Consider the following 23,524-nt stretch of genomic DNA (forward strand, 5'->3'; position numbering starts at 1 on the left):
TGGGTTGCCCAAAGGACTTCAAGCTATGAACTTTCTGGTTTTGCAGCATGCTCCCTGGGAGGGGCCGGGGCAATTTCTGCTGGCGGCGGCCCGCAAGCTGAAAATCAGGTTGCAGGTCACCAGGGTCTGGCAGGAGGCGATTCCCGATCCGTTGAACTTTGACGCCCTGCTGATTCTGGGGGGTGGCGCCAATGTCGACCAGGAGAAGCAGTTTCCCTACCTGCGGGAAGAAAAGGAAGTGATTCGCCGGGTGGTGGCTGCCGATCTGCCTTGTTTAGGAATTTGCCTGGGGCATCAGCTGCTGGCCGAGGCCCTGGGCGCCCGGGTGGGTCCCAATTTCTGCAGCAGCGTGGGGTTTGTCGAGGGCTACCTGACCAGTCACGGCCGGCAGCACCCCGCCTTTGCCGGGATGAAAAGCCCGCTGCCGCTCTTCAAGTGGCACGGTTACACGGTGCTGGAACCGTTGCCGGGTCATTTGCAGGTGTTGATGACCTCGGATCACTGCCAGGTGGAGGCGTTGTCGGTGGCCGGGCGGCCCCATCTGCTGGGGTTGCAGTCCGACAACCACGCCGCCGACCCCCGCGATGTCGGTCTATGGCTGGAGCAGGACCGTCAGTGGCTGGCCTCGCTCCGTGATCAGAGGGTTGACCCCTCCTGGGTGCTGGCCCAGAGTCGACGCTACCGGGCGGCAATCGCCGCCGATTTCCAGCGCCTGTTGGGTAATTATTTGCGTATGCTGGTGTAAGCGCCGGCTTCCGGCCGTGACGATGGGGCAAAAGCTGTCAGCCGTTAAGACTGAGAAACCAGGGGGTCGGGGGTATCAACGCAGAGCGAGATCTTGTCCAGAATCGTCGAAATCTGTTCCAGTTCGTCTTCAATTTTGGCCATGTTGCCGTCCCCCTCCTGCCAGCACTGGGAGATGATCCGGGCCCCGGCGCTGATTCGCAGGGCGGCGGTTTTTTTGCCAGGTATTTCAGTTGGCTGGCCAATGTGGCAGCACTGGGCGGCCAGCTCCTTTTCGGCGGCCGGGATTCCCGGCTCATCCCCGATGTCGCAGTTGAGCTTCTCGTACAGGGTGCGGGCCTCTTCCGGGGTCAGGTAACTGCCGTCGTGGTGGCGCACCAAAAAAGGAAAAATGGTGCGTCGGATGGAGAGTTCGTCGCCCAGCATGTCGGTTCTGGCAAAGCAGGGGTGCGAGGGTTCGACCAGGAGATCCAGCAGCGGATGGGCGGCAATGCGGCTCATTACCTCTTCGCAGAACCGTCCCAGGCCCTGCAGTCGCTGTTCTTTGGGCACCAGGTAATAGCGCCGGGCCTCATCCAGGGCCGCCTGCCAGCGCAGGTACATGCCGGTGTTGGGGGGATGCTGGGCTTCGGGGAGGCATTCCTGCCAGCTTCCCAGGTCGGCCTGGGGAATGTAGTCCGCCAGGCCCCGGGGCAATGAATGCCGGGAGCAGTCCAGGCGGTCGGCAAAACTTTTGGGGAACACCGCCACCCCGCTGAAGGTAGGGCCGGTGAAAAACTTGGAGCCGGTGAGCAGCAGGATGTCGCCTTTCTGAATATGGTCGCGCAGGTCTTCGGCGTCCAGCCTTAACTGGCAGGCATCGACAATAACCTGAACCGACTCGCCGAAATGGCGGCGAATGCGGTCCAGCATGGGGGGGGAGGGAGCCCAACTGCCCATCCGGGACTGGTCCATGGCGTGCAAAATCACCCGCCGGCCGGCGGCCACCGTGTCGCTTACCCCTTGCCAGATCATTTCATCCACCCGCTCCAGGTGGTGTAGCTCACCCTGCTCGTCGCGGAAGGGGATACCGAGAAAAGCCACCTCCGGCATTCCTTCCAGCCGGCTGCCTTTTTCCACCTCGACTCCTAAGCAGGTGGTTTCGTCGAAGTGGCAGCCGGTGACCGCCAGTTCGGTGCCGCTGCCGGTTTCATCGGAGCCGCAGACGATACTGGTCCACGGTGCATCCGGCCTGGTGGCCACAATGGCGGCCACGGCCTGCATCTGCGAGTCGGTGCCCGACGGAGACAGGTGCAAATCGCCCTCCAGATCGTGAAAGCCGAAGGTGGTGGCGATGGCATCGGCCAGTTCCTGGCTGTAGCGGCGCAGGGGGGCCAAGGAGCCGGCCAGGGCGCAGTCGTGCAGCAGGCGCTGGCGGCACTGCTCGGCTTCGGCGTATGCCTGGGATGAAACCGAAGTGGCGGTGGAGGCGGAAAAGGTAATCGCTTCGTCGCGCGGATAAGGCAGCGAGCCGTAGCGGTTGAAGCCGGTTTCCTGGTCCAGTTCCAGGCGGGTATCGCCCCCTTTAACCAGGTGCCAGCGGGTGGGTTTCAGCAGCGGCTTGAGGGTGGTGTCGAACAGCCGTCCCAACTCCAGGACGTGATCGATCAGATCGTGCAGCTCTTTTGCTTCGGTGCGGTGGTTGACCAGGGCCACCCGGATCGCCGCCCGGTCGTTGAGGGTGGTGCTGGAGGGGGCGGCCAGCCCGCGCAGTTGCAGCTGGGTTACAATGGCCCGGTTAAGGGCGTCGCCGACGCCGGGATCGGTGGCCTGATAACGGAAACAGACAATGTTCAGGGTTACCGGGGCCAGGCGCTCCAGTTGCGGCTCGCGGTCGACCCGCTGGGCCAGTTCCCGGGCCAGGCGGCAGTGCTTGCGGACCACCGCCGCCAGTCGTTCGGTGCCCAGCGCCTGGAAGGTGAACCAGACTTTCAGGGCCAGGAAGCTGCGGGACAGCTCGGGGCCCAGTTCGCAGAACCAGGGGGCGCCGCCGGCCAGTCCCAGGCTGGCCGGGGCCAGATATTCCTTGCGTTCGGAAAAGGTGGCCTGGTGTAATTCGCCGTCTTTGACCAGCAGGCCGCCCACGGAATAGGGAACCTGGAACCACTTGTGAAAATCGAAGGCAACGGAGTCGGCCTGCGCCATAGGGGCCAGGGCCTCCCGGTACTCTTCCAGCAGGATCGCCGTGCCGCCGAAGGCGGCGTCGATATGCAACCACAGTTGCTCCTGGTCGCATATGGCCTTGATGGCGGTCAGGTCGTCGATGGCCCCGGTGTTGACCGTACCCGCCGTGGCAATTACACAGAAGGGGGTCAGGCCTTGTTGGCGGTCGGCGCTGATTTGCGCCGCCAGCGCTCCGGTATCCATGGTGAAGTCGTTGTTAACCGGGATCGAGCGCAAAAACTCCTCGCCCAGGCCCAGCAGTTGGAAGGCTTTCAGGACCGAGTTGTGGCTCTGGGCCGAGGCATAGCCCACCAGGGGTGAATCCTGTCTTTGCAGCCCCCGCGCCTTGACCTCATCCCCCGCCGCCTGCTGGCGGGCCACCGCCAGGGCCAGCAGGGTGGCCATGGAGGTGCCGGTGGTGAGAATCCCCGAGGAGGAGAGGGGAAAGCTGAACAACTGGCGGCACCATTGCAGCACCTGGCGTTCGATATACACCGCCACATGGTCGCGCCCACCCAGGTTGCTGTTCAGCAGGGCGGCGCACATCTCGCCCAAAGCCCCGTATAGGTTGCCCCCGCCGTGAACCCAGCCGAAGAAGCTTGGGTGGGTGTTGCCGTTGCCGTAGGGCAGCATCTGGTCGCGAAATTGTCCCACCAGCTCTGCAACGGGGCGGCCCTGGCGCGGCAAGGGGGTGCGGAAGGAATCTTTGACCTCTTCGGGGCAGGGGCGCCAGACTGGTTTTTCGGACAAAGTTTGGTAATGCTCGATGCCGGCCTGCATGGCCTGTTGCCAGGCGGCTTCCAGCTCCGCCCAACTGTCGGGATCAAGATTGTCGGTCATGGTCTAATTTCCAGGTTTACGACGGTCTGCTTGGTGGTGGGCCCGGTGCGCCAACGGTTGAGTGGCCTGCGAACAACAACCATAACCAGTGTTGCCCGGCTTGTAAACAGGGGAGAGGGTAACTTTCGTGGCGGAGAGTGCCGAATTTACTGTCGAAGCATTAAATTTCTTCAATCCGGCTGCGGAACCAGCGGATCAGGGCTTCTTTTTTTTCGCCGATGTCGATTTCGTAGATGTCGCGGGGGAAGAGCAGGTCGGCCACCCCGGAGTCGAAGATGCGCCGCACCTCGTATTCGTCGTGGGAAACCCCCCGCTGGTAGATGTAATTGAGGAAAGAGCGGTTGGTGTGAACGATGAACTCCACCCGCATACCGCCCATGCGGGCGAAAAATTTGTACATCGCGGTGCCGCTGGAGCTGCCCGGGGTGCTGCTCCGGTAGCCACCGCCGGCCAGGGTGTCGCTGAGGTCTTCCAGGGTCATCAGGGAGCCGGCTCGGGCGGCGCTGGCGGTGAGGTGTTGCTGAAAGATTTTGACCTCCATGGGGGAATCCACCACCGCCATCAGGCCCAGTTCGTCATCCACCGCCACCGCCGGGTTTTCCTCCCCTTTGCGCAGCAGTTTGAGCACCTTGGCCTCGGGCGGTTTTTTACGGATGCTGACGTAAACCGGAACCTCCTGCTCCCCCCAGGGAAAGCAGCGGCGCTTGATCATGGTGATTTTTTCATGCGGTCCGGTTTGGGGCGGCAGCTCCTGCCGGCGTTTGATGGCTACTTCCTGGCAGGCAAAGCTCTCCGGGTGGTGGTGACTGTGCAGATAGACGATGTCCAGCTCACCGATTTTGGCCTTGCGGCTCCAGACCTCATCGTTGAGAAAGTCCAGAAAACGGAGGAATTTCTGTTCCACTTCGGTTTCCCGCTCCCGCTGGTCGATGGCGCCGGCCAGGCTCATCAGGATCAGCTTGCGCTTGGCCTCGAAACGGGCCTTGCGGTGGTAGCGGTCGTCGAAGAGGATCAGCAGCAGATCGATGGGGCTGCGGGTGGAGTCGATCTCGTTGGTCATCTCGATGTAGGAGGCGTAATTGGCCAGCACCCGGTTACGCAGGTAGTTGATGACCCCGTCGGCAATCCTGGAATAGGAGTTGATGTGGGCGATGACCTCCCGCTCGCTGCCGTCCAGCCCGAACATGTTGCCCAGCAGCCGGTAAGCGCGTTTTTCCACCACCCGCCGGCGGGCAGCATCCTGCAGCAGCGCCGGGATCTCGGCAAAGGAGCGGACCTGCAGCAACTCGAAAAGCTGGCTGCGGGTAACCCGGTATTTGCTGAGCAGCCCCCGTTGTTTCAGTTCGGTGAAACGGCGCCGGGAGGAGCCTGCCAGCAGGTGCTCCTCCCGGACGCTTTTTTCCACCCGAAACGGGCCCTCCTGGTCAAGGAGGGCAAAGATGTTTCTGCTGCGGTCCATGTGTTGGTCCGGGTTAAAATTCCATGCTCAGGGAAAGGCCGCCGTAAACAAAGTTTGCCCGGTCGCGACCGATGGCGGCGTCGTTGGCCGCTTCCAGCTCGTCCTTGGCGTCGCTGCTCAAGGCAAAAGAGTAGGCCAGTACCGGGGCAACCGTGAAGTAATCGCCGAACTGGTAGGGCAGGGCGGCGGAAATCACCCCGTCGTGGAGGGCATCGTAATCGCTGGTGTAAACATAGCCGGCTTCGGCGCCCAAATCCAGGGAAAGATTGTCGGCCAGCGCTATGCTGTGGCCCACCGCCAGGCTGACATACCAGCCGGGAGCGGCGTCGGTGTCGCGATAGATGGTGAGGCTGGGCGACAAAAAGGTGTCGTAGCCGACGGCCAGATAGAACTCCTGGGTGTCGTCTTCACCGCCCAGGCCGTAGTAGATATAGCCGATGCCGAGGTCCAGGGGACCGAAACTGTGATCATAGGCCAGGGTCAGGTCGGTCTCGTTCCAGACGCTGGTGTCGGCGCCGTAAAGGTCGGTGTCCAGGTTGCCCCAGAGATTGACCGAAAAACCTTGCCAACCGACGGTCATCGAGGGTTGGATGACCAGGCTGTCCCGGCTGAAGGCGTAACCCCGCCAGATGTACTGGCTGTAGGCGTCCACCGCCAGTTCGGCCCAGGGTTCTTCCGGCTGGGCCATGGCGCTGGTGGCGGTGGCGGCCAGCAGTCCACATCCCAGCAACCCACCGGTGATTCCTTGCAGATAACGTTTTGCTTTCATTTTTGTTGCTCCTGTGTTGAAGATTAAGGCGATGGCCTCACCGCGAGGCCCGGTCTTGGGCTGATTGTTTTACATAATTCGTGCCAATGGCTGGCGACGTTTAAAAATCGCTTGATCACGGGTAGATGGCTGGACTGGGTAAGGGTTGGTCGGCTTGGCCCCAATTACATTTTTGTTAGCGTGACCTGGCCGGTTTTGGGTTAATGCACAAAAATGTAACTTTTCGGGCGGGCTTGCGCTGATGCATCGCATGAGGTAGTAGATTTTAAGGTGATTGCTGGGGCGCCCAGGCTTATATTGATTTTCGCAGATGGTGTACAAGACGGTTGGATGGGCGATGTCGGCCGAGACAGAGGAGCGTGATGATGCGATGGGTTTGCGGCAGGCGTTTGCTGGCCGGGGCGATGGCCTTCGGAATGCTGTTTCACGGTGGCGGCGTGGTCGCTCAGCCCATGGTTGGCGACGAGCAACCGGCTCCGGCGGTGGAGGCGGCGGCGCCAAAGGATGTCGCTCAGCGGCTTTTGGGGCCGCCGGTGTTGTCGGACTGGTGGCTGACGTTGGGCGAGTCGGCACCAGCGGCGGCCGCCGGCAGCGCGGGCGGTATGAGCAAGGGGCTGAAGATTGGGGCGCTGGTTACCGGCGGGGTGGTGGTTACCGGGGCAACCGTGGTCATCCTGGCGAGCAGCGAAGACAAAAACAGTAACAATGATACAGATGACCAGCCGGGTAACGCTGTTCCTCCGGATGATGTTCAAGCTCCGCTTTCCTGGCACCAGCAGCAATCGCAGCAGCAGCCGGATGAATGGCTGGCGGCGGAGATCAGGGCACGAGACGATTATCGTTTCATCAATGAATGGTGGACGGATAAGTACGGGGGCGAAATGCCCCGGATCAACCCCTACGACCTGATGGGCCTCTCTTACGCCCACGCCGCCGGTTATCGCGGCGAGGAAATCATTATCGGCCTGCTGGACGATACCTTTCAGCTTGACCACCCGATGTTGCAAGGGCAGGTGGCTGGGGACTCCGGCACCTTGCCGGGGGTTAATTCCAACACTTATCACGGCACCCACGTGGCCGGCCTGGCGGCGGGCCACAGCGCCACCATGATCGGCGTGGCCCCGGAGGCCAAACTCTTTCTCGCCTCTTTTAAAAATTCCACTCTCAATGGTTGGGCCACCAAATTTCAGGATGCCCGCCAAGCCGGAGCCCGAGTCCACAGCAACAGTTGGGGCTGGGATGCTGATGGCCTGCTTGATACCAGGTTGGCGGTGGAGTTGCTTGCCGATCCGGTGGCGGCGCTGGCAAACTGGCAAGAAACGGAGGACTTTAACCACTGGTACCTGGGATTCACCGACTATGCTGCGGACCAGGAATTTAAGCTTTCCGCATATCAAGACAATCCAGGGCTGGTCCTGGAGGCCTATTTTAACATTGCTTATAACAGCCCCAGCCCCGCCGCCAGTTGGAATAACCTGGCCGCCGCCATGCACGATTTTCAGACTCAGGGCAACGGGGTGATCCTCTGGGCGTTGGAAAATCACCGGCTGGAGGCGCCCGATGGGACGTTTTATGCCGATGCCCCGGCCGCTTTGCCGGAACTTTACCCCGACTTGCAGGGGGCCTGGCTGACCGTGGCCAATGTCAATGTCTTCAGCCACAGTGACGGCCAGGATTACGCCGTCCTCTACTCTTCCGGCTGCCACCAGACGGCGAGCTACTGCCTCTCCCACAACGGCGGTTTTGTCAACTCGGCGGTTCCCTTTAATGATTATGATCAGCTCACCGGCACCTCCATGGCCACCCCCCAAGTGGCGGGGGCGGTGGCCATTCTGGCCCAGGCCTTTCCCGGCCACAGCGGTGAGCAACTGGTCAACCGGCTACTGGCCACCGCCAGCAATTTCGATGATTGGCAGGCGGTGGAGGAGCGTGATGGCAGCTGGTACGGCACCCTGACCCTGCCCGACAACAGCAGCCGGGAGGTGGAATTTATGGTGCTGCCCGTCGAGGCCAATCAGGAGTCGCCTCTTGACCCCGGGGAAATCGGGGTGGTGGATTTCGGCAACGGCATTACCCACGCCTACTCGGAGTTGCTGGGCCATGGTTTTGTCAATCTGCGGGCGGCCCTGCAGCCGGTGGGCGAGGTGGCGGTACCGGTGGGGCAGCAACTTGATACCGTCCGGCGAGAAGATCTGCAGGCCAGCCGGGTGTTGCTGGGGCCGGCCTTTGGCGATTCCCTGACCGCCGGGCTGGCCGGGCGCACGGTGGCGGTGCTGGATGGCCTGGATGGCGCCTTCCAGGTGCCGCTGGGGCACTTTGTGCAAGCCGCCGATCCCGGCAGCGATCTTGGCGGGCTGTTGGCCGGTTTTGGGCCGCCGCCGCTGGGGCCGGAAATTAAACTGGGGCGTGGTGGCCGGTTGGCAGCCGCCTTTAGGTCGGCTGAAAATGGGCCGCCGGCGGGATTGACGGCGGCGAAGGAGCGCCAGAGTAAGGTGGCGGAACTGAGCTGGCGCCAGGAGCTGGGTCGCGACTCGCTGCTGCGGTTCGACTACAACCGCAATCCCGGCCTGGCTTTCGGTTTGCCCGCCGCCGGCACGGTGCAGCCGGAATGGATGGTCAGCCGGCAGGCCTTTGTCAATCCGCTGCTGAGTCTGGTCGAACGGGGTGAAAGCCTGGGGGCCGATGTGGCGCTTAATCGCTGGGCCACCCTGCGCCTGGGCGCTTTCCAGGGCAGCCAGAGCCAACAATGGCAACAAAACGAACTGGCGCCGCAAGAAGATCACCGGCGCGCCCGGCTCCGGGGGGCTGCCACCGAGTTGGCCCTGGGTTTGGGCCCCGCTGCCGCCCCGGCCGCCGGTCTGGCCCTGCAGGCGGCCCTGGTGCAGGAAGAAAACACCTTGCTGGGCAGCCACAGCGGCGGGGCCTTTGAACTGGCCCAGGGCACCTCGAGCTACACCGTGGGCCTGTCCGGCGAGCTGGCCTTGGGGGAGTGGTCGGGGGGCGGTGATTTGCGCCTGGCGGCCAATGTCTTTGCCGCCTATGCCCAGCCTCAGGCCGCTGCCGATTCCCTGTTTACCGAGGTGTCCACCGTTGCCGGCAGGGCCTGGAGCGTGGGTTTGCTGGCCCAACGGCTGCTCACCCCGGCCGACCGCTGGGGGCTGGTGCTGCATCAGCCCCTGCGGGTGGTTGACGGCCAGGCCGAGCTGCGTTTGCCGGTGGGGCACGACGGCACTGAATTAAGGCACGATACGGTAAGGGTCGATCTGCGCCCCACCGGCCGGGAAACCCGGCTGGAAATGTTCTACGGCCGGCCGCTGATGGCCGGCGCCGACCTGCGCGGCAGCCTGATGCTGCGCCGCCAGCCCGGTCATGTCCACCAGGCCCCCTCGGAGGGGGTCGCCCTGCTTCGCACAACCGTCACTTTTTAAGCTGTACTCAAACATATTGATAGGTTTGGGGGCTTGACAAGCTGGTTGTTGGCTGATACAAGGTGATATAGTAGTGCAGGCTGGGGTTACACGGGGTGTCATGCCATTGGTCATGACACCCCGTTTTTGCCAGTGCCGACAAAAGCGGCGAAAAACGCCTATGTACCGACTGGAGGGTAAACATGAAAGAACAAAGCAAAATGAAATGGCTGGGGCTTGCGGTGGTTGTAACCTTTGCGCTGGGGCTGGCTGGTTGCAGCAGCAGTAGCAGTGGTGGAGGGGGCGGCAACGGGGAGATCGACGAGACCGAGGTGGGGGCGGATCAGGGGGAAACCACCAGTGAAACCTATGTTTTGAACGAAAAAGAGCAAGCCTTTGTCGCTGCCTTGGCCGGCCCGGGCATCATGGAAATGGCGCAGAATTTTGCCACCACCGCCGCCGAGGTGCCGGATGATCCCTCCGGCCAGCCCGACGAAGATAGTAGCGGCACCAGCAGTGTTTATTCTTTGAACGCCACCACCCGAGTAATTGTAGACGGTGAGGTGCCGGTGCTGTTCGAGTGTCCCCACCCGGATGCCGAAGGCTTTGTCGGCGAGGGGGCGTTGCGTTTTGCCGAAGGCAACTTGATTGCCATTAATCAAATTGAGTTTCCGAATCTTTTCAGCAATGCCGGCTCGTTGCTGGCGGGGCAGCATGCCGATGAATCGGGGCCAGATTATGCCCACGATATTTACCTGCGGGCCGATTGCCAGGTCAGCGCCGAAGATTACGACTTGGGGCTGCTTTTTCGGGGCGGTATGGATGCCGCCCAGCTTGCCAATGTAAGCGGCAGCGGCGGCCAGGTGGTGGCGGCGGTGATCGGCGACTTCACCGGCACCGGGGTGGACGACCGGCCCGATGCCAGTGAATTTATGGAATCAACTTTTAACTATGATTTGAGTGGTGAGCCCCAGAGCCTGACCTCTCTGTACCGGGGCGAGATTTATGCCTGTACCGGCTGCGTGGCTGGTAATCTTGCCGATTTCAGCGGTAATCCCGGCTTCGACGGCACCTCCCAGAGCTTTTTGGAGATGAGCCTCCAGCTTCCCGGTGGGTTAGAGTTTGAGTTTCAGGTCGGCGAGGATGTGAATAATCCTTTTACCATGCAGGCTGCCGCTGCGGGTAATGATCAGGCCACGGTCACCATGGATGGCCGTCTGGCTTATCTGGAGCCGTCCACCGGTTGCGGGTTCGATGTTACTTACCAAACGGTGGAGCCGCTGCTGATCCAGGATTACGACCAGGACAACCCGGTGACCTTGAGCGGAACCTTGCAGGTAACCGTTAACGAAACCGGCAACACCTACACGGTCGAGTTCCTCAACGACCAGGCCACGGTCTACGACGCCGCCGGCAATGAGGTTACCCCGGACACCGACCCCGATGCTTTGGGTTGCAGCGTGTAGCCACGGCGGCTAACTTTAGCACTATAAAAACCAGGCGGTTGGCAGCGGCCAGCCTTGTGGCCGCCGTAACCGGCCATGGGACGCGGCAGAACCGCCGTCTGGCAAGCCCAAAAAGGCGGCACCCGCGGGTCGGCGGGTGCCGCCTTTTTGAATTTGGCAGCCGGCGCTTTTGCCGGCGCCGCCTTAGCCATGGGCAGGAAGTCGAATCAATGGGCGTGATCGCCGCTGATCACGCCCACGATGCCCTCTACAAAATGGACGTAATGCACGTAAGCTTCGACAAACGCTCGTCCGGCTTCCGCATTTTGCCCCGCCTGTTCTTTCTTGGCCAGGGCCTGCTGAAAACGCTCCAGCATTTCCCGCTTTACATGGTTGGCCACGTGGGCCGCCAGTTCATCAACCGAGCCTTCGTTTAGGGCGGCATCCGCCCGGGCAATGTGACCGGGGATGGTGCCGGCGGGCTTAATGCCGGTGTAGGACGCCCCTTCGCTTTCCCGATGCAGCCTCACCAGGGCTTCCAGAAAGTACTGGTCGGCCACTTCCCGGGCCTCCGGGCTTAGCTTGCGCACCTGCATGGTTTGGGCGAAAGTCCGCCGAATTTGCTCTTCGTGTTCCGGCATCACCCACTTTAACAGGGACTGCGGGTCGCCGGCGGCAATTGCCTGGCGGGCTTCAACCACCACCGGACCATCCATGGCGTCACAGTGGGCGGCGGCGGTTTGCGGTGCCAGCAGGCCGGCGGCCAGCAGCAGGGTCAGGGCGAGGTTTTTCCAGTTAAGCGTTTTTGCGAAGTTCATCGTTGTTCTTCCTCCATGTTTAATAAACTGAGAGATTGGTTAAAAGCGGCAACTTATAAGAGCAAAACGGTGCAACTGGCGGTTTTGTGACAACCGTAAACAAAAAATATTTTCTGTTTTCCTCTGAGTCCCACGGGCGTCCCATAGATAATGCCTATACCAACACACTTCTTGGTTCAAAATTACCTATTAGACATTCGCCCCCCGGCGCGGCAGTCTTTAGCAGACTGGCGGCGCCTGGTCGCCGTCGTCCCGGCCCGGGACAGGCAGATATTCTTCAATATCTTCCGCCGGCCGGGCGACGGACCTGGACACCCGGGCCGAAAGCGGTGCGCCGGGGAACATTTCGGAAAACAAAGATGAGGTGTGCAACAATGCAAGAACTCAACTGCCGGGGGCTGGCCTGTCCGGCGCCGGTGACGCAGGTGCGTGACCTGCTCGTGCAGGGCAAGCCCTCGACCCTTGCGGTACTGGTGGACAACGAGGCGGCCAGGGAAAACGTCAGCCGTTTTCTTGCCTACCAGGGCTATCAAGTGATGGTGGAGGAGGTCGACGAGGGTTTCAAGGTGATCGGCACCGGCGGCGACCAAGCCTGCGAGGTGATGGACGAAAAGGAATTGGCCGCGGCGGCGGGTGCGGGAGGGAAAATCCTGGTGATGATCACCACCGATCGCCTGGGCCACGGTGATGACCAACTGGGCAGCGGTTTGATGCTGAACTTTTTGAAAACCCTCAAGGAGATGGGGCCGGAACTCTGGCGCCTGGTCTTCATTAATGCCGGGGTCAAGCTGACCGTGGCCGGAGCCGAGACCCTGGCCCCCCTGCAGGAGCTGGCCACCGGCGGGGTTTCCATCTTGGTCTGCGGCACCTGCCTTAACCATTTTAACTTGCTCGACCAGAAACAGGTGGGCGAGACCACCAATATGCTGGATATCGTCACATCCCTGCAACTGGCCGACAAAGTCATCAACGTCTGAGTAAAAGAAACCAAAAAAATGCTTTACACCGCCGCCTGATTCCACCAGCATGGCAATAGCAGGCAGTTGAAAAGAACATTCTTTTTCCTGCCGACATATTAATGCCTTTCTGGCAAGGAGGCTGTCATGAAAAGAGCAAAGCTTTGGCCGATGTTTGCGCTGCTGGTGTGTGTCGCCTTTGGCGGGTGGAGCGGGTTTGCCGTCTTTTCGGCCGTGGCGGGGGAAAAAGAGCAGGTGTTTGCCGCCGGTTCCTTTGAAGACCCGGAGGTCTGCGCCCGTTGTCACCGCGACATTTACCAGGAATGGTCGCATTCCATGCACGCCTATGCCTGGGACAACCAGTGGTTCCGGGCTGATTATGAACAGGCCCACCGGGAGACCGGCGGGGCCACGGATATGCTGTGCGGTCCCTGTCATGCGCCGGTGGCCGCGCGAACCGGGCAACTGCCGCCCCATGACGGCAGCGAGTTCGATGCCGTTTCCCAGCGTGGCGTTTCCTGTGATTTTTGCCACACCGTAACTGGCCTGGAACAGGTTTACAACATGGGGCATGTGTCTGAGCCGGGCCGGGTCAAGCGGGGCCCCCGGGGAGACGGTCGGGAAATGTACCATGCGGTTGAATTCTCCGAGCTTCATACCAGGGCCGAATTCTGTGGCTCCTGTCATCAAGTGATCCATCCCGCCACTGGCGTGGCCATTATCGATACCTACCAGGACTGGCAGAACAACGAATACGGGCAAAAAAACATCCGCTGCCAGGATTGTCACATGACTCCCACCCCGGGGGTTGGCCAGAGGCGGGGGCGTGCGGCAACGATGGGGGAAAACCGGTCAAACGTGGCGTTTCATGCTTTCAGCGGCGGCAGTGTCTATGTGCAGGAGTTTCTTGGCCACCGCGAACAGGCCCGCATGGCCAGGGAAATGCTGCGGGCTGCGGCGGTGGTCGAACTTTCCCCCCGGGTGACCAATGACGCCACCCTGGAGTTGACGGTGGATGTACGGAATGTGGGGGCGGGGCACAAGATTCCCACCGGGGTGACCTATATCCGCAAGATGTGGCTGCAGGTGGAGGTGCTCAACGGAGCGGGAGAAAAGGTTTACAGTTCCGGCCATCTGGTCGAGGGCAACCATGTCGATCCCGAGGCGGTTTTCTTCCGTTTGCTTTTTGTGGATGAGCAGGGCGAGTTGACCGGCAAGAGCTGGCGGGCCCAGGGTATCGGCTACGATCGGCGGATTGCGGCCAATTCCAGCGAGCGGGAAGTGTACCGGATCGGGCTGCCGGCCCGCAGCGATTATACCATCAACACTCGGCTGATGTACCGCTCCTTCAGCCAGGCCACCATAGAGCGCCTGGAAGGAATACTGGATAAAGCACTGCCGCCCCTGGGAAGCGTGGAAATGGCGAAGGCGACGGCAAAGGTCAGTTATTGAAGCAGGCATGAAATGTGTGAGCAATCACCCGCACCCGGGAAATTAACGACCGGGGGCGGGTTTTGTTTCGAATACACGGCTTAGCACCGCCGACAGGCGGCACCGTATCTGCTGCAAACAGCCAGTATTTGCCCAGGGTAAATTAATTTTAAAAAATCCTTGACGTTGTTTTGTGCTTTTAATAGTATTGGTTACTATATCTAAAAAGGTGGCCGCCTAAGAAAACATGGAAGCACAAACAAATTTTATGCAAGGAGAATGAATTATGAAGCGTTTTTATGCCCTGTTTGTCGGGGGAGCTCTACTGTTGGCCGGCGCCGTCGGTGTGGCCATGGCTTCCGGTCATGGTCTGGCTAGCTACAAGGACAACTTCGAGCCCATTACCGTGATGTATGTCGACAATCCCGATAACCCGGTGACCCCTGAAAAAGTTGAGCTGGGGCGCAAGCTCTACCATGACCCTCGGCTTTCCAAGAGCGGCCTTTTCAGTTGCAACACCTGCCATAACATCGCCACCTGGGGCATGAGCAAGCTGCCGGTGGATATTGGCCACCAGTGGCGGCTGGGGCCGGTCAACTCCGGTACCGTGTTCAACGCCGCCTTTTACGAGGCACAATTTTGGGATGGCCGGGCCGCAGACCTGGAAGAGCAGGCCAAAGGACCGATTCTTGCCCATGAGGAAATGGCCATGCCCAGCGAAGAACTGGCGGTGGAGCGGATCGCCTCCATCCCTGAGTATGTCAGCCGCTTTAAAGTCTCTTTCCCCGAGGACGCGGAACCCTTGACCTACGATAACATCGCCAACGCCATCGCTGCTTTCGAGCGTACCCTGCTGACTCCCGGCCGTTGGGACCGCTTCCTGCTGGGAGATAATGACTCCCTGAGCCGGGCCGAACATGAAGGCATGAAGGCCTTTGTCGACATGGGCTGCGCCCGTTGCCATAATGGAGTAGCCTTGGGCGGCGGTTTTGAAAAAATGGGCCTGGTCAACAATTACCCCTCGGAAAGTCCCAGCCAGGGGCGCTATGACGTCACCGGTAAGCAGGAGGATAAAAATGTTTTCAAGATGACCACCCTGCGCAACATCGAGCACACCTACCCCTACTTCCACGACGGGGCGGTCTGGGAGCTGGAGGAAGCGGTACGGATCATGGCCCGGCTCCAGTTGGGCCGCCAGCTGAACGATGCTGAGACCAAAAGCATTGTCACCTTCCTTAAGGCGCTGACCGGCGAAATCCCCGAGCACGCCCTGCGGCTGCCGGTGCTGCCGGCCTCCACCGCCGCCACCCCACGCCCCGATCCCAGCTAAGGCTAAAATGCCTGTAAGACAGCACCCACGCCGGACCGGCCGGGCTTTCGCCCCGGCCGGTCCGGCTTTTTGCGCTTTGCTAAACCAACCTGCGCGATGAAGCCGGCGCCGGCAACCAGGCGGGCCATTGAGAGCGGTGACTTCATCTTCATGGAGCGGTATCGCCGGGCGTTCAGGGCGAGTTGATCACCTGGCGGATGGCCTGGTGGAGCAGGCTGTTTGAGGCCAGCAGTTGCGGGACAAAAGGAGAAAAATCGCCACCGGCGAAGTCGGTGGCCAGGCCGCCGGCCTCTTTGAGCAGGGCGATGCCCGCCGCCGTGTCCCAGGGTTTGAGGTTGATTTCCCAGAAACCGTCCAGGCGGCCACAGGCCACGTAGGCCAGATCCAGGGCTGCCGCCCCGGCCCGCCTGATGCCCTGGGCCTTGGGCAGCATGGCCCGCAGCACCTCCACCACCTTCGCCACCTCATCACCTTTTTCCACGACGCTGTAAGGAAAGCCGGTGGCCAACAGGGCCTGCTCCAGGCTGTTGGTCCGGGAAACCCGGATGGGCCGGCCGTTGAGCCAGGCCCCGGCCCCTGCGGCGGCACAGAAAAACTCTTCGCTAACCGGGTTGTAGATTACCCCGGCCCGGCATTCACCATCCTCCAGATAACCGATGGAAACCGCGAACCAGGGAAAGGCGTGGGCGAAGTTGGTGGTGCCGTCCAGGGGGTCGATTACCCACAGGGGACCACTGATGGCGGTTTTTTCGGTAACGGGCGCGGATTCCTCGGCCAGCACGGCGATGCCCGGGTGGTCGCGCTGCAATACCTTTAACACAGCCTGCTCCGAGGCCAGATCGGCTTCGGTGACCAGATCGATCCGCCCTTTATGATTGATCTTGAGGGGGGTGTCATATTTGCGGCGCAGAACCTCGCCGGCGGCAAAGGCGGCCCGGCCGGCACTGTCCAGGATGGCCGCCAGCCGGCGATCACGGCAGCGGGCCAGCGAATGTTGCAGACGATCCATGGCTGATTTTTCCCTTTACAGTAGTTTTGATTTCTCGCCTGGTAATCTTACTCAGCCGTGGCAAGGCTGTCCAGCATGTAGATGGGCGGGCGGTAGGCGGGGTGGTCTACTCTTTTTCCGGGTGGTCCCGAAAAGAGGCGGAATTTCTCGGAACCCGTTATGAAAGCGAGCTCGCCCGGCGCCTCGATCGGCTGAGCGCTTATCTCTCCGGGGGGAAAAGGCCAGCCGGCGGCATTGAGTCGCTCGCCAAATAGACGATCAAGGACGGCGGCAAAAACAGGACCAAGGTAAAAGCCGCTTGAATTTGATTTTCTAATCTGCGTATCCTGTAGAAAAGTGACGAAAACAAACCGATGGCGCCCGGGAGGACAGTTATGCAAACCTGCGTTATGCTGACCCGCCGCCGAAGGGCAACATTGCAAGGACCTGATCCGGACCTTGCCGCCGGAGCGAGGAGTCTCCTTTTGGGGAGAAGGTAAGCAATTTAGCAAATCGGAGGTGTATCATGGGAACAGTGGCAAAAATCATTGAGTTAAGCGCCGATTCGGAAAAATCCTTTGAAGACGCCTTGGCCGTGGGCATTGCCCGGGCCACGAAGACCTTGAAAAATGTCAAAAGCGTCTGGATACAGGACCAGGAGGTAATGATCGAGAACAACGCCCCCAAAAAATACCGGATCCACCTGAAGGTTACCTTCGTGCTCGAATGAAGGCTCCCAACCAGCAGCTGCACCCGGGGCCGAATGCGGCCGCCCCGTATGTTGGCGCCGTATAAGCTTTCGGCCAAGGGCGCCATCATTTTCCAGCGCGCTGCAGGTCCGGTCGGTCCAGCTCTGGCATCCAGGGTTACGGCAATACTGTTTTGCCCTGCCTGGCTCGGTTTTCGTCGCGGTCGCGCTCTCCCGGCTTGAGCAATCGGAACTGGCAGGAATCGCCGGGCGCGACTTGGTGAAAGCGGCCACGGTAGGCAACGGTGACCAGGTTGGCGGTGAAGGCGCAACTGGAAATCTTGAGCAGATCGTGGTCGGCCTCAACGGCCAGGATCTGCCGCCGATAGCGTAACCGAACCTTCAGGCAGCCGAGGTCGGCGGGCAGCGACGGGTCGAAATGGAGAATATTGGCTCGCATCTCGATGCCGAGATAGCAACGCTGCACCAGATCGATCGTCCCGGCCATCGCCCCGACATGAATACCCTCCGGGGTGGTGCCGCCTTGAATATCGGCGATATCGCTGTCCAGGGCCCGCTGGAAAAGGTCCCAGGACCCGGCTCGGTCGGAGCGGGCCAGTACCCAGGAGTGGGCGATCTGGCTCAGGGTTGAACCGTGCGAGGTGCGGGCGAGATAGTAATCCACGTTGCGGGGGATGGTATCGTAGGCAAAAGGATAACCCAGTTGCTCGAAGAGGAGTTTCAGCTCGTCGGCGGAGAAGAGATAAAAAAGCATCAGCACATCGGCCTGCTTGGAGACTTTGTAGCGATTGGGGGTGTCCTCTTCGGCCTCCAGAATACGGTCGAGGCGCTGGATGTCACCGTATTTCTTTTTGTAGCCCGTCCAGTCGAACTCCTTAAGATCGCCGTAGCCCTCAAACTGGCTGATAATTCCCCCATCGTGAAACGGCACCCGGATTTTGCGGCTGATCTCGTGCCAGAGTTCGACCTCTTCGGGTCGCAGTCCGATGCGTTCACAAAGCATGTGGCCATGAAATTTGGGGAGCATTTCAAGAACATCCAAAGCTCGACTCAATACCCAGGCCGCCATGATATTGGTATAGGCATTGTTGTCGAGCCCCCCTTCGGCTTCGGGGTCGCGATCGGGATAAGCGGTGTGATATTCGTCGGGCCCCATGACGCCCTTGATCTCATAACGGTCGAGAGCTTCGTTGTGGGTGGCGATGCTGGCCCAGAAGCGGGCGATTTCCAGCAGCATCTCGGCGCCGTAGTAATAAAGGAACTCGTGGTCGTCGGTGGCCTGGCAGTAACTCCAGATGTTGTAGGCAATGGCCGCGTTGATGTGGTGCTGGCGCTGGCTATTATCGGGCAACCAGCGGCCCGAGTGAGGATTGAGATGCAGGCGCTGGGTTTCCTCCCGGCCGGTGCTGCCGCTTTGCCAGGGATACATGGCCCCGGCATAACCCGCCTCCTGGGCCGCCCGCCGCGCCTCGGGCAGGCGCCGGTAGCGATAGCGCAACAGCGCCCGGGTCAGCACCGGCATTCGCAGGGTCAGGAAAGGGAAGATAAAGAGCTCGTCCCAGAAGATATGGCCGCGATAGGCTTCGCCGTGCCAGCCCCGGGCCGGAACCCCGACATCGCGGTCGGCGGTATGGAAGGACACCGTCTGCAATAGATGAAAAATATGGACCCGGAGCTTTAAGCCGCTCTCTCCCCTGGTCTGCTCCTCCAGCCTGATATCGCCGTCTTCCCAAAGATGTTTCCAGACCAGGGCATGGGCCGTCAGCAGATCATCGAAGCGGCCGGCCGCGCTCAGGGCGTGCCGGGCGGCCAGGCCCGGTTCGGAGATCGCCTGATCGAGCGAACAGTAGAGCGCCAGAATCTTTTCAACCACCACCCCCTCCCCTGCGGACAGCGGCATGGTAATTTCCTGGCTGATCCGGTCCCGGTCCGCCTGGTGGCGGCGCTGGGCGTCAAGTTCGGTTCCGTCCCGGTAGAGCCGGGTACGGGCGGCCTGGGCCACCTGGATCAGGGACTGGTTGGTGCGAACCCGGAGAAACATGGTGTCCGGATCGGGATGATCCAGTTCCAGGGTTTCGAGATGTTGGTTGGCCAAGTCGCGATAACGCTCCACCCCGCTGTTGGTTACGGAGCCGTCGAGAGCGCTGCGAACCGTCAGTCGTCCCGACCAGTCTTCGGCCCGCAGCTCGACCGCAAGCCCGGCCAGATGGGGGTCGGCCATGCTGACCAGCCGCCGTTCACGCCAACGCGTGGTTCGGCCCTGCCCGTCCCGGAACCGCAGGTCGCGGTGGAGCAGGCCGCTCTTCAGGTCCAGCTCCTGGCGGCAGGAAAGGATCTCGACCTGGTCGATTCGGAACCATTCTCCGTCGTCGATCCGGAAAGTCAGGGGCAGCCAGTTGGGGAGGTTGACCAGATCCTCGTTCTCCACCTCTCGTCCGGCGATCTTGGTCTTCAGGCGATTGTACCCCCCCGCCAGGTAGGTTCCCGGATAGTGAACCCCGTCGGCGGCGCTGTCGGGAGCGGCCCCCCGAGTGGCGAAATAACCGTTGCCCAAGGTGCAAAGCGCTTCGCGCAGGCCCTCCTGGTCGGGCTGATAATCCTCGTAAACAAAGCGCCAGGAATCCATGCGAGGCCTCCTTTGTTTTCAGCCGCGGCCTGGCGGCTGCCCCTGTCGGCCTGCCACCAGCGTGGTCAAAAATTCCAGAAACCGCCTGACCTCTTCGGGGTCTGCCAGGGTGCAGTCGGCGGCGGTGGGCCTGGATTCATGGTCGCGCACCGCAATGGCCAGTCCGCAGCCGGCAAGCACCCGGAAGGCATCCTCGTCGGTGATGTCGTCGCCGATATAAAGCGGCACGACGTCAGAGTGTTCAAGGTCGAGCTGCTCCAGCAGCCAGAGCACGGCCCGGCCCTTGTTCCAGGCGATTTCAGGCTGGATCTCGAACACCTTCTTACCGTGTCCCAGTTTCAGGCTCCGGTGATCGGCCAACACTCGCTCGACCGCCTCTTCAAGCCTTGGCAGATCAGCATCGGCCACCCGCCGGTAATGGACGGCAATCGAGAAGCGCTTGCGCTCGACGGCGTGGTCCTTAATGCCGGCCAGTTCCGACTGCAAGCTTTTTTCCGCGCGGTCGAGCTCGGGCAGAAACTCGGCTCCCTTCTCCAGGGTTTTGTTCCAGCCATCGGGGCCAACGATCTCAAAACCATGGCTGCCGGCATAAAAAACCGATTCGATCCCGACCAGTTGCTTAAGCATCGCAAGGTCGCGGCCGCTGACCACGGCTACCTTGCAGTGCCGGGCAAGCTCGGCCACGGCGGCTCGCATTCCTTCGCCGAGCAGGGCTTTGGTATGATCCTCCACGATCGGGGTCAGGGTTCCATCGTAATCAAGAAACACCGCCGGTTTTTTCGCCGTCAGCCGCTCCCGGATCCCTTCACGCGCCTCAGCGACCGAGGGCAGGTCCGCCAGGGTTTTGACGAACAGGGTATTGTCGCCGTCCAGGGCCAGTTCAGCCAAATCGTGGACCACCATCCGGGCCCCCGCTTTTTGCAACTCTTCGCCGTAATCGCCGCGGGCGACCCCGATCACCAGGCCGAATCCGCCCCGGGCCCCAGCCTCGACGCCGGCGATGGCGTCCTCCAGCACCGCCGCCTGTTCCGGCGCCACCCCCAGCCGGGCCGCGGCCTCGAGCAGCATCGCCGGTTCAGGCTTGCCGGGCAGGCCGAGGGCGGCCAGATCACGGCCGTCAACTTTGGTGTCGAACAGCTTGTCCACCCCGGCATTGGCCAGCACTTCGGCCGCGTTGCGGCTGGCCGAAAAGATCGCGGTCTTAAGCCCGCGGCTGCTAAGCTCATCGATCAGTCGGCGGCTGCCGGGATAGACCGTGACCCGGTTTTCGGCCAGCCAAGAACGAAAATAGCGGTCCTTGCGCTTAGCCAGTCCCCAGATGCTCTCCCGTTCCGGCGGATCACTCTCATCCCCGTAAGGGATTTCGATGCCGCGAGCCTCAAGAAAGCTCCGCACCCCGGCCTCCCGGGGCTTGCCGTCGACATAGCGGCGATAATCACGGTCGGGATCAAAGGGCGGCAACTTTTCCTCCCCGCGCTCCGCCCGTTGTCGCAGATAATCGTCGAACAGGCGCTGCCAGGCCTCCGCATGCGCCCCGGCCGTATCGGTGACCACCCCGTCCATATCGAACAGGACCGCAGCAAGGGTCGGTGAGGAAACGTTGGCCCTTACGGCCTCTTTGCGGACGGTGCCGGAGCGATCCCGGCGCTGCCCCGAATTTCGCGGCTCAGGAGGCATGGCGCAATACTCCCAGGCTGCGGGCTTCAACCTCGAATTCACCGCCGGGATCAAGTTTTTTATCCTCATCTCTCCAGCCTTCGGCCGTATCGAACACTCTGACCCAGCCCGCCGCCCACTCCGGTCCGGGAAGGGCAAAGGTCAGGGCTTCATGGTGGGCATTGAAGACAAGATAGAAGCGATCATCGCCGATCCGCTCGCCGCGGGGGCCCTTGGTGACCAGGCTCTCGCCGTTGAGAAAAACGGCGAACGATTTGGCGTAACCCTCGCCCCAGTTTTCTTCCTCCATCTCGTGCCCTTCGGGGGTGAACCAGGCGATATCCGCGACTTCGGCGCCATGGATCGGCCGGCCCTGGAACCAGCGCCGGCGATGAAAAACCGGATGTTCGCGATAGAAACTGATCAGTCGTTGACTGAAAGCAAGCAGCTCGCGGTCGGCCTGATCCCAGTTAAACCAGGAAATCTCATTGTCCTGGCAATAGGCGTTGTTGTTGCCGCCCTGGCTGCGGCCGATCTCGTCACCGCCGAGCAGCATCGGCACCCCCTGGGACAGAAACAGGGTGGCGAGGAAGTTGCGCTGCTGGCGGGCGCGCAGGGCATTGACGGCGGGATCGTCGCTGGGTCCCTCGGTCCCGCAGTTCCAGGAGTGATTGTCGTCGCTGCCGTCCCGGTTTTCCTCGCCGTTGGCCTCATTGTGCTTGTCGTTGTATGAGACGAGATCCCGGAGGGTAAAGCCGTCGTGAGCGGTGACGAAATTGATGCTGGCGTATGGGCGGCGGCCGGTGTTTTCGTAAAGATCGGAACTGCCGGTCAGGCGGCCGGCGAACTCGGCCAGGGTCCGATCCTGCCCCCGCCAATAGTCCCGCACACAATCTCGGTACTTGCCGTTCCACTCCGACCACAACGGCGGGAAATTGCCCACTTGATAACCCCCTTCGCCCAGGTCCCAGGGTTCGGCGATGAGCTTGACCTGACTGATTACCGGATCCTGCTGGATGATATCGAAAAAGGCCGAGAGACGGTCCACCTCGTGGAGTTCACGGGCCAGGGTGGCGGCAAGATCGAAGCGGAAGCCGTCAACGTGCATTTCCAGCACCCAGTAGCGAAGGCTGTCCATGATCAGCTGGAGCACGTGGGGGTGGAGCATGTTAAGGCTGTTGCCGGTTCCGGTGTAGTCCATGTAGTACCGGGGGTCTTCGGCCGTCAGGCGGTAGTAGGCGGCATTGTCGATCCCTTTCAAGCCCAGCATGGGACCAAGGTGGTTGCCCTCCGAGGTGTGGTTGTAAACCACGTCCAGGATGACCTCGATTCCTGCCTGGTGCAGGGCCTTGACCATCCCCTTGAACTCCTCAACCTGGCGGCCGGGTTCGGAGGCGGCCCCATATTCGTTGTGGGGGGCGAAGAAGGCTATGGTGCTGTAGCCCCAGTAGTTGCGGAGCTGCTTTTCCACCAGGTGGGCATAGTGGATAAACTGATGGACCGGCATCAGCTCAACGGCGGTGATCCCGAGTTCCTGGAGGTAGCCGATGGCCGCGGGATGGGCCAGACCGGCGTAAGTGCCCCGCAATTCCGGCGGGATGTCGGGATGGTTTTTGGTAAAACCCTTGACGTGCAACTCGTAGATGATGGTCTGGTGCCAGGGAGTGGCGGGATGGCGATCGTCTCCCCAGTCGAAACCCGGCTCGATCACCACCGAACAGGGAACGAAAGGGGCGCTGTCATGATCGTTGCGGCTTTCGGGCTCGCCGAAACGGTATGGATACACCGCTTCTTTCCATTGGACCTGGCCGCTTACGGCCTTGGCGTAGGGGTCGAGGAGCAACTTGGCGGGATTGCAGCGCCGGCCCTGCTCCGGCTCCCAGGGGCCATGCACCCGGTAGCCATAATGTTGTCCCGGCCTGATCCCGGGAATATAGCCGTGCCAGCAGTAAGCGGTGACCTCGGGCAGTTCAAGGCGGGTTTCGCCTCCCTGGCCGTCGCAGAGGCACAGTTCAACCCGCTCGGCAACGCTCGAAAACAGGGAGAAGTTGGTGCCCTCGCCGTCAAAGGTGGCTCCCAGGGGATAGGGTTTGCCGGGCCATACTTTGAGATCACTCATAGCAACATGCCTCCGAAGCCTTGGA

13 protein-coding genes and 1 pseudogene are annotated in these 23,524 nt (G+C 61.2%); 7 read left to right on the top strand and 7 right to left on the bottom strand.

Annotated features, from left to right (window positions below; all coding sequences use genetic code 11):
- Positions 1-25 precede the first annotated feature (25 nt).
- Complete coding sequence (locus DAAHT2_RS00685; RefSeq protein WP_013162373.1) at positions 26-745, top strand: type 1 glutamine amidotransferase; 720 nt, start codon at positions 26-28, stop codon at positions 743-745.
- A gap of 44 nt (positions 746-789) precedes the next feature.
- Here the strand turns inward: DAAHT2_RS00685 and DAAHT2_RS00690 are convergent, their stop codons facing one another.
- The 3 genes from DAAHT2_RS00690 to DAAHT2_RS13605 form a co-directional block, all read right to left on the bottom strand.
- Positions 790-3,786: a pyridoxal phosphate-dependent decarboxylase family protein gene (locus tag DAAHT2_RS00690; protein WP_013162374.1), complete on the bottom strand. Its 2,997-nt coding sequence runs from the start codon at positions 3,784-3,786 to the stop codon at positions 790-792.
- Positions 3,787-3,946: 160 nt separating this feature from the next.
- Positions 3,947-5,245: a hypothetical protein gene (locus DAAHT2_RS00695; protein WP_013162375.1), complete on the bottom strand. Its 1,299-nt coding sequence runs from the start codon at positions 5,243-5,245 to the stop codon at positions 3,947-3,949.
- A 13-nt stretch (positions 5,246-5,258) separates the two neighbouring features.
- A complete protein-coding gene (locus DAAHT2_RS13605) occupies positions 5,259-6,014 on the bottom strand; it encodes a TorF family putative porin (protein ID WP_013162376.1) in 756 nt (251 codons plus the stop codon).
- A 362-nt stretch (positions 6,015-6,376) separates the two neighbouring features.
- Here DAAHT2_RS13605 and DAAHT2_RS00710 point away from each other — a divergent pair, with 362 nt between their 5' ends.
- Complete coding sequence (locus tag DAAHT2_RS00710) at positions 6,377-9,442, top strand: S8 family serine peptidase (RefSeq protein ID WP_157861379.1); 3,066 nt, start codon at positions 6,377-6,379, stop codon at positions 9,440-9,442.
- A gap of 182 nt (positions 9,443-9,624) precedes the next feature.
- A complete protein-coding gene (locus DAAHT2_RS00715) occupies positions 9,625-10,887 on the top strand; it encodes a hypothetical protein (RefSeq protein WP_013162378.1) in 1,263 nt (420 codons plus the stop codon).
- 206 nt (positions 10,888-11,093) lie between these two features.
- On the opposite strand, the gene DAAHT2_RS00720 is transcribed toward DAAHT2_RS00715, so the two are convergent.
- Positions 11,094-11,684 carry a DUF6448 family protein gene (locus DAAHT2_RS00720; protein WP_013162379.1) on the bottom strand — a complete coding sequence of 197 codons (591 nt, stop codon included), beginning with the start codon at positions 11,682-11,684 and terminating at the stop codon, positions 11,094-11,096.
- A 374-nt stretch (positions 11,685-12,058) separates the two neighbouring features.
- Here DAAHT2_RS00720 and yedF point away from each other — a divergent pair, with 374 nt between their 5' ends.
- The 3 genes from yedF (at position 12,059) to DAAHT2_RS00735 (ending at position 15,401) form a co-directional block, all read left to right on the top strand.
- Complete coding sequence (gene yedF, locus DAAHT2_RS00725) at positions 12,059-12,661, top strand: sulfurtransferase-like selenium metabolism protein YedF (RefSeq protein WP_013162380.1); 603 nt, start codon at positions 12,059-12,061, stop codon at positions 12,659-12,661.
- A gap of 126 nt (positions 12,662-12,787) precedes the next feature.
- Positions 12,788-14,092, top strand: a complete 1,305-nt coding sequence (locus tag DAAHT2_RS00730) for a multiheme c-type cytochrome (protein ID WP_013162381.1) — start codon at positions 12,788-12,790, stop codon at positions 14,090-14,092.
- A 265-nt stretch (positions 14,093-14,357) separates the two neighbouring features.
- The gene (locus DAAHT2_RS00735; protein ID WP_013162382.1) at positions 14,358-15,401 is read left to right on the top strand and encodes a cytochrome-c peroxidase; all 1,044 of its coding nucleotides are present in this window, start codon (positions 14,358-14,360) and stop codon (positions 15,399-15,401) included.
- Positions 15,402-15,573: 172 nt separating this feature from the next.
- On the opposite strand, the gene DAAHT2_RS00740 is transcribed toward DAAHT2_RS00735, so the two are convergent.
- Positions 15,574-16,410: an inositol monophosphatase family protein gene (locus DAAHT2_RS00740; protein WP_013162383.1), complete on the bottom strand. Its 837-nt coding sequence runs from the start codon at positions 16,408-16,410 to the stop codon at positions 15,574-15,576.
- A gap of 505 nt (positions 16,411-16,915) precedes the next feature.
- Here DAAHT2_RS00740 and DAAHT2_RS00750 point away from each other — a divergent pair.
- Complete coding sequence (locus DAAHT2_RS00750) at positions 16,916-17,119, top strand: dodecin family protein (RefSeq protein ID WP_013162384.1); 204 nt, start codon at positions 16,916-16,918, stop codon at positions 17,117-17,119.
- 136 nt (positions 17,120-17,255) lie between these two features.
- Here the strand turns inward: DAAHT2_RS00750 and otsB are convergent.
- Both otsB and glgX read right to left on the bottom strand, forming a co-directional pair.
- Positions 17,256-21,401 (bottom strand): annotated as a pseudogene (gene otsB / locus DAAHT2_RS15295) (trehalose-phosphatase).
- On the bottom strand, positions 21,391-23,499 hold the full coding sequence (glgX, locus tag DAAHT2_RS00765) for a glycogen debranching protein GlgX (RefSeq protein ID WP_013162387.1): 2,109 nt from the start codon (positions 23,497-23,499) through the stop codon (positions 21,391-21,393). The pseudogene otsB and the gene glgX overlap by 11 nt, the downstream one beginning before the upstream one ends.
- Positions 23,500-23,524: the final 25 nt, after the last annotated feature.

The sequence above is a fragment of the Desulfurivibrio alkaliphilus AHT 2 genome (assembly GCF_000092205.1).
Taxonomy (GTDB): domain Bacteria; phylum Desulfobacterota; class Desulfobulbia; order Desulfobulbales; family Desulfurivibrionaceae; genus Desulfurivibrio; species Desulfurivibrio alkaliphilus.

Coding starts and splice junctions, on each gene's coding strand:
- DAAHT2_RS00740 (WP_013162383.1), bottom strand. CDS start 16,410: ATGGATCGTCTGCAACATTCGCTGGCCCGCTGCCGTGATCGCCGGCTG.
- DAAHT2_RS00690 (WP_013162374.1), bottom strand. CDS start 3,786: ATGACCGACAATCTTGATCCCGACAGTTGGGCGGAGCTGGAAGCCGCC.
- DAAHT2_RS00750 (WP_013162384.1), top strand. CDS start 16,916: ATGGGAACAGTGGCAAAAATCATTGAGTTAAGCGCCGATTCGGAAAAA.
- yedF (WP_013162380.1), top strand. CDS start 12,059: ATGCAAGAACTCAACTGCCGGGGGCTGGCCTGTCCGGCGCCGGTGACG.
- DAAHT2_RS00720 (WP_013162379.1), bottom strand. CDS start 11,684: ATGAACTTCGCAAAAACGCTTAACTGGAAAAACCTCGCCCTGACCCTG.
- DAAHT2_RS00735 (WP_013162382.1), top strand. CDS start 14,358: ATGAAGCGTTTTTATGCCCTGTTTGTCGGGGGAGCTCTACTGTTGGCC.
- DAAHT2_RS00710 (WP_157861379.1), top strand. CDS start 6,377: ATGATGCGATGGGTTTGCGGCAGGCGTTTGCTGGCCGGGGCGATGGCC.
- glgX (WP_013162387.1), bottom strand. CDS start 23,499: ATGAGTGATCTCAAAGTATGGCCCGGCAAACCCTATCCCCTGGGAGCC.
- DAAHT2_RS00730 (WP_013162381.1), top strand. CDS start 12,788: ATGAAAAGAGCAAAGCTTTGGCCGATGTTTGCGCTGCTGGTGTGTGTC.
- DAAHT2_RS00685 (WP_013162373.1), top strand. CDS start 26: ATGAACTTTCTGGTTTTGCAGCATGCTCCCTGGGAGGGGCCGGGGCAA.
- DAAHT2_RS13605 (WP_013162376.1), bottom strand. CDS start 6,014: ATGAAAGCAAAACGTTATCTGCAAGGAATCACCGGTGGGTTGCTGGGA.
- DAAHT2_RS00695 (WP_013162375.1), bottom strand. CDS start 5,245: ATGGACCGCAGCAGAAACATCTTTGCCCTCCTTGACCAGGAGGGCCCG.
- DAAHT2_RS00715 (WP_013162378.1), top strand. CDS start 9,625: ATGAAAGAACAAAGCAAAATGAAATGGCTGGGGCTTGCGGTGGTTGTA.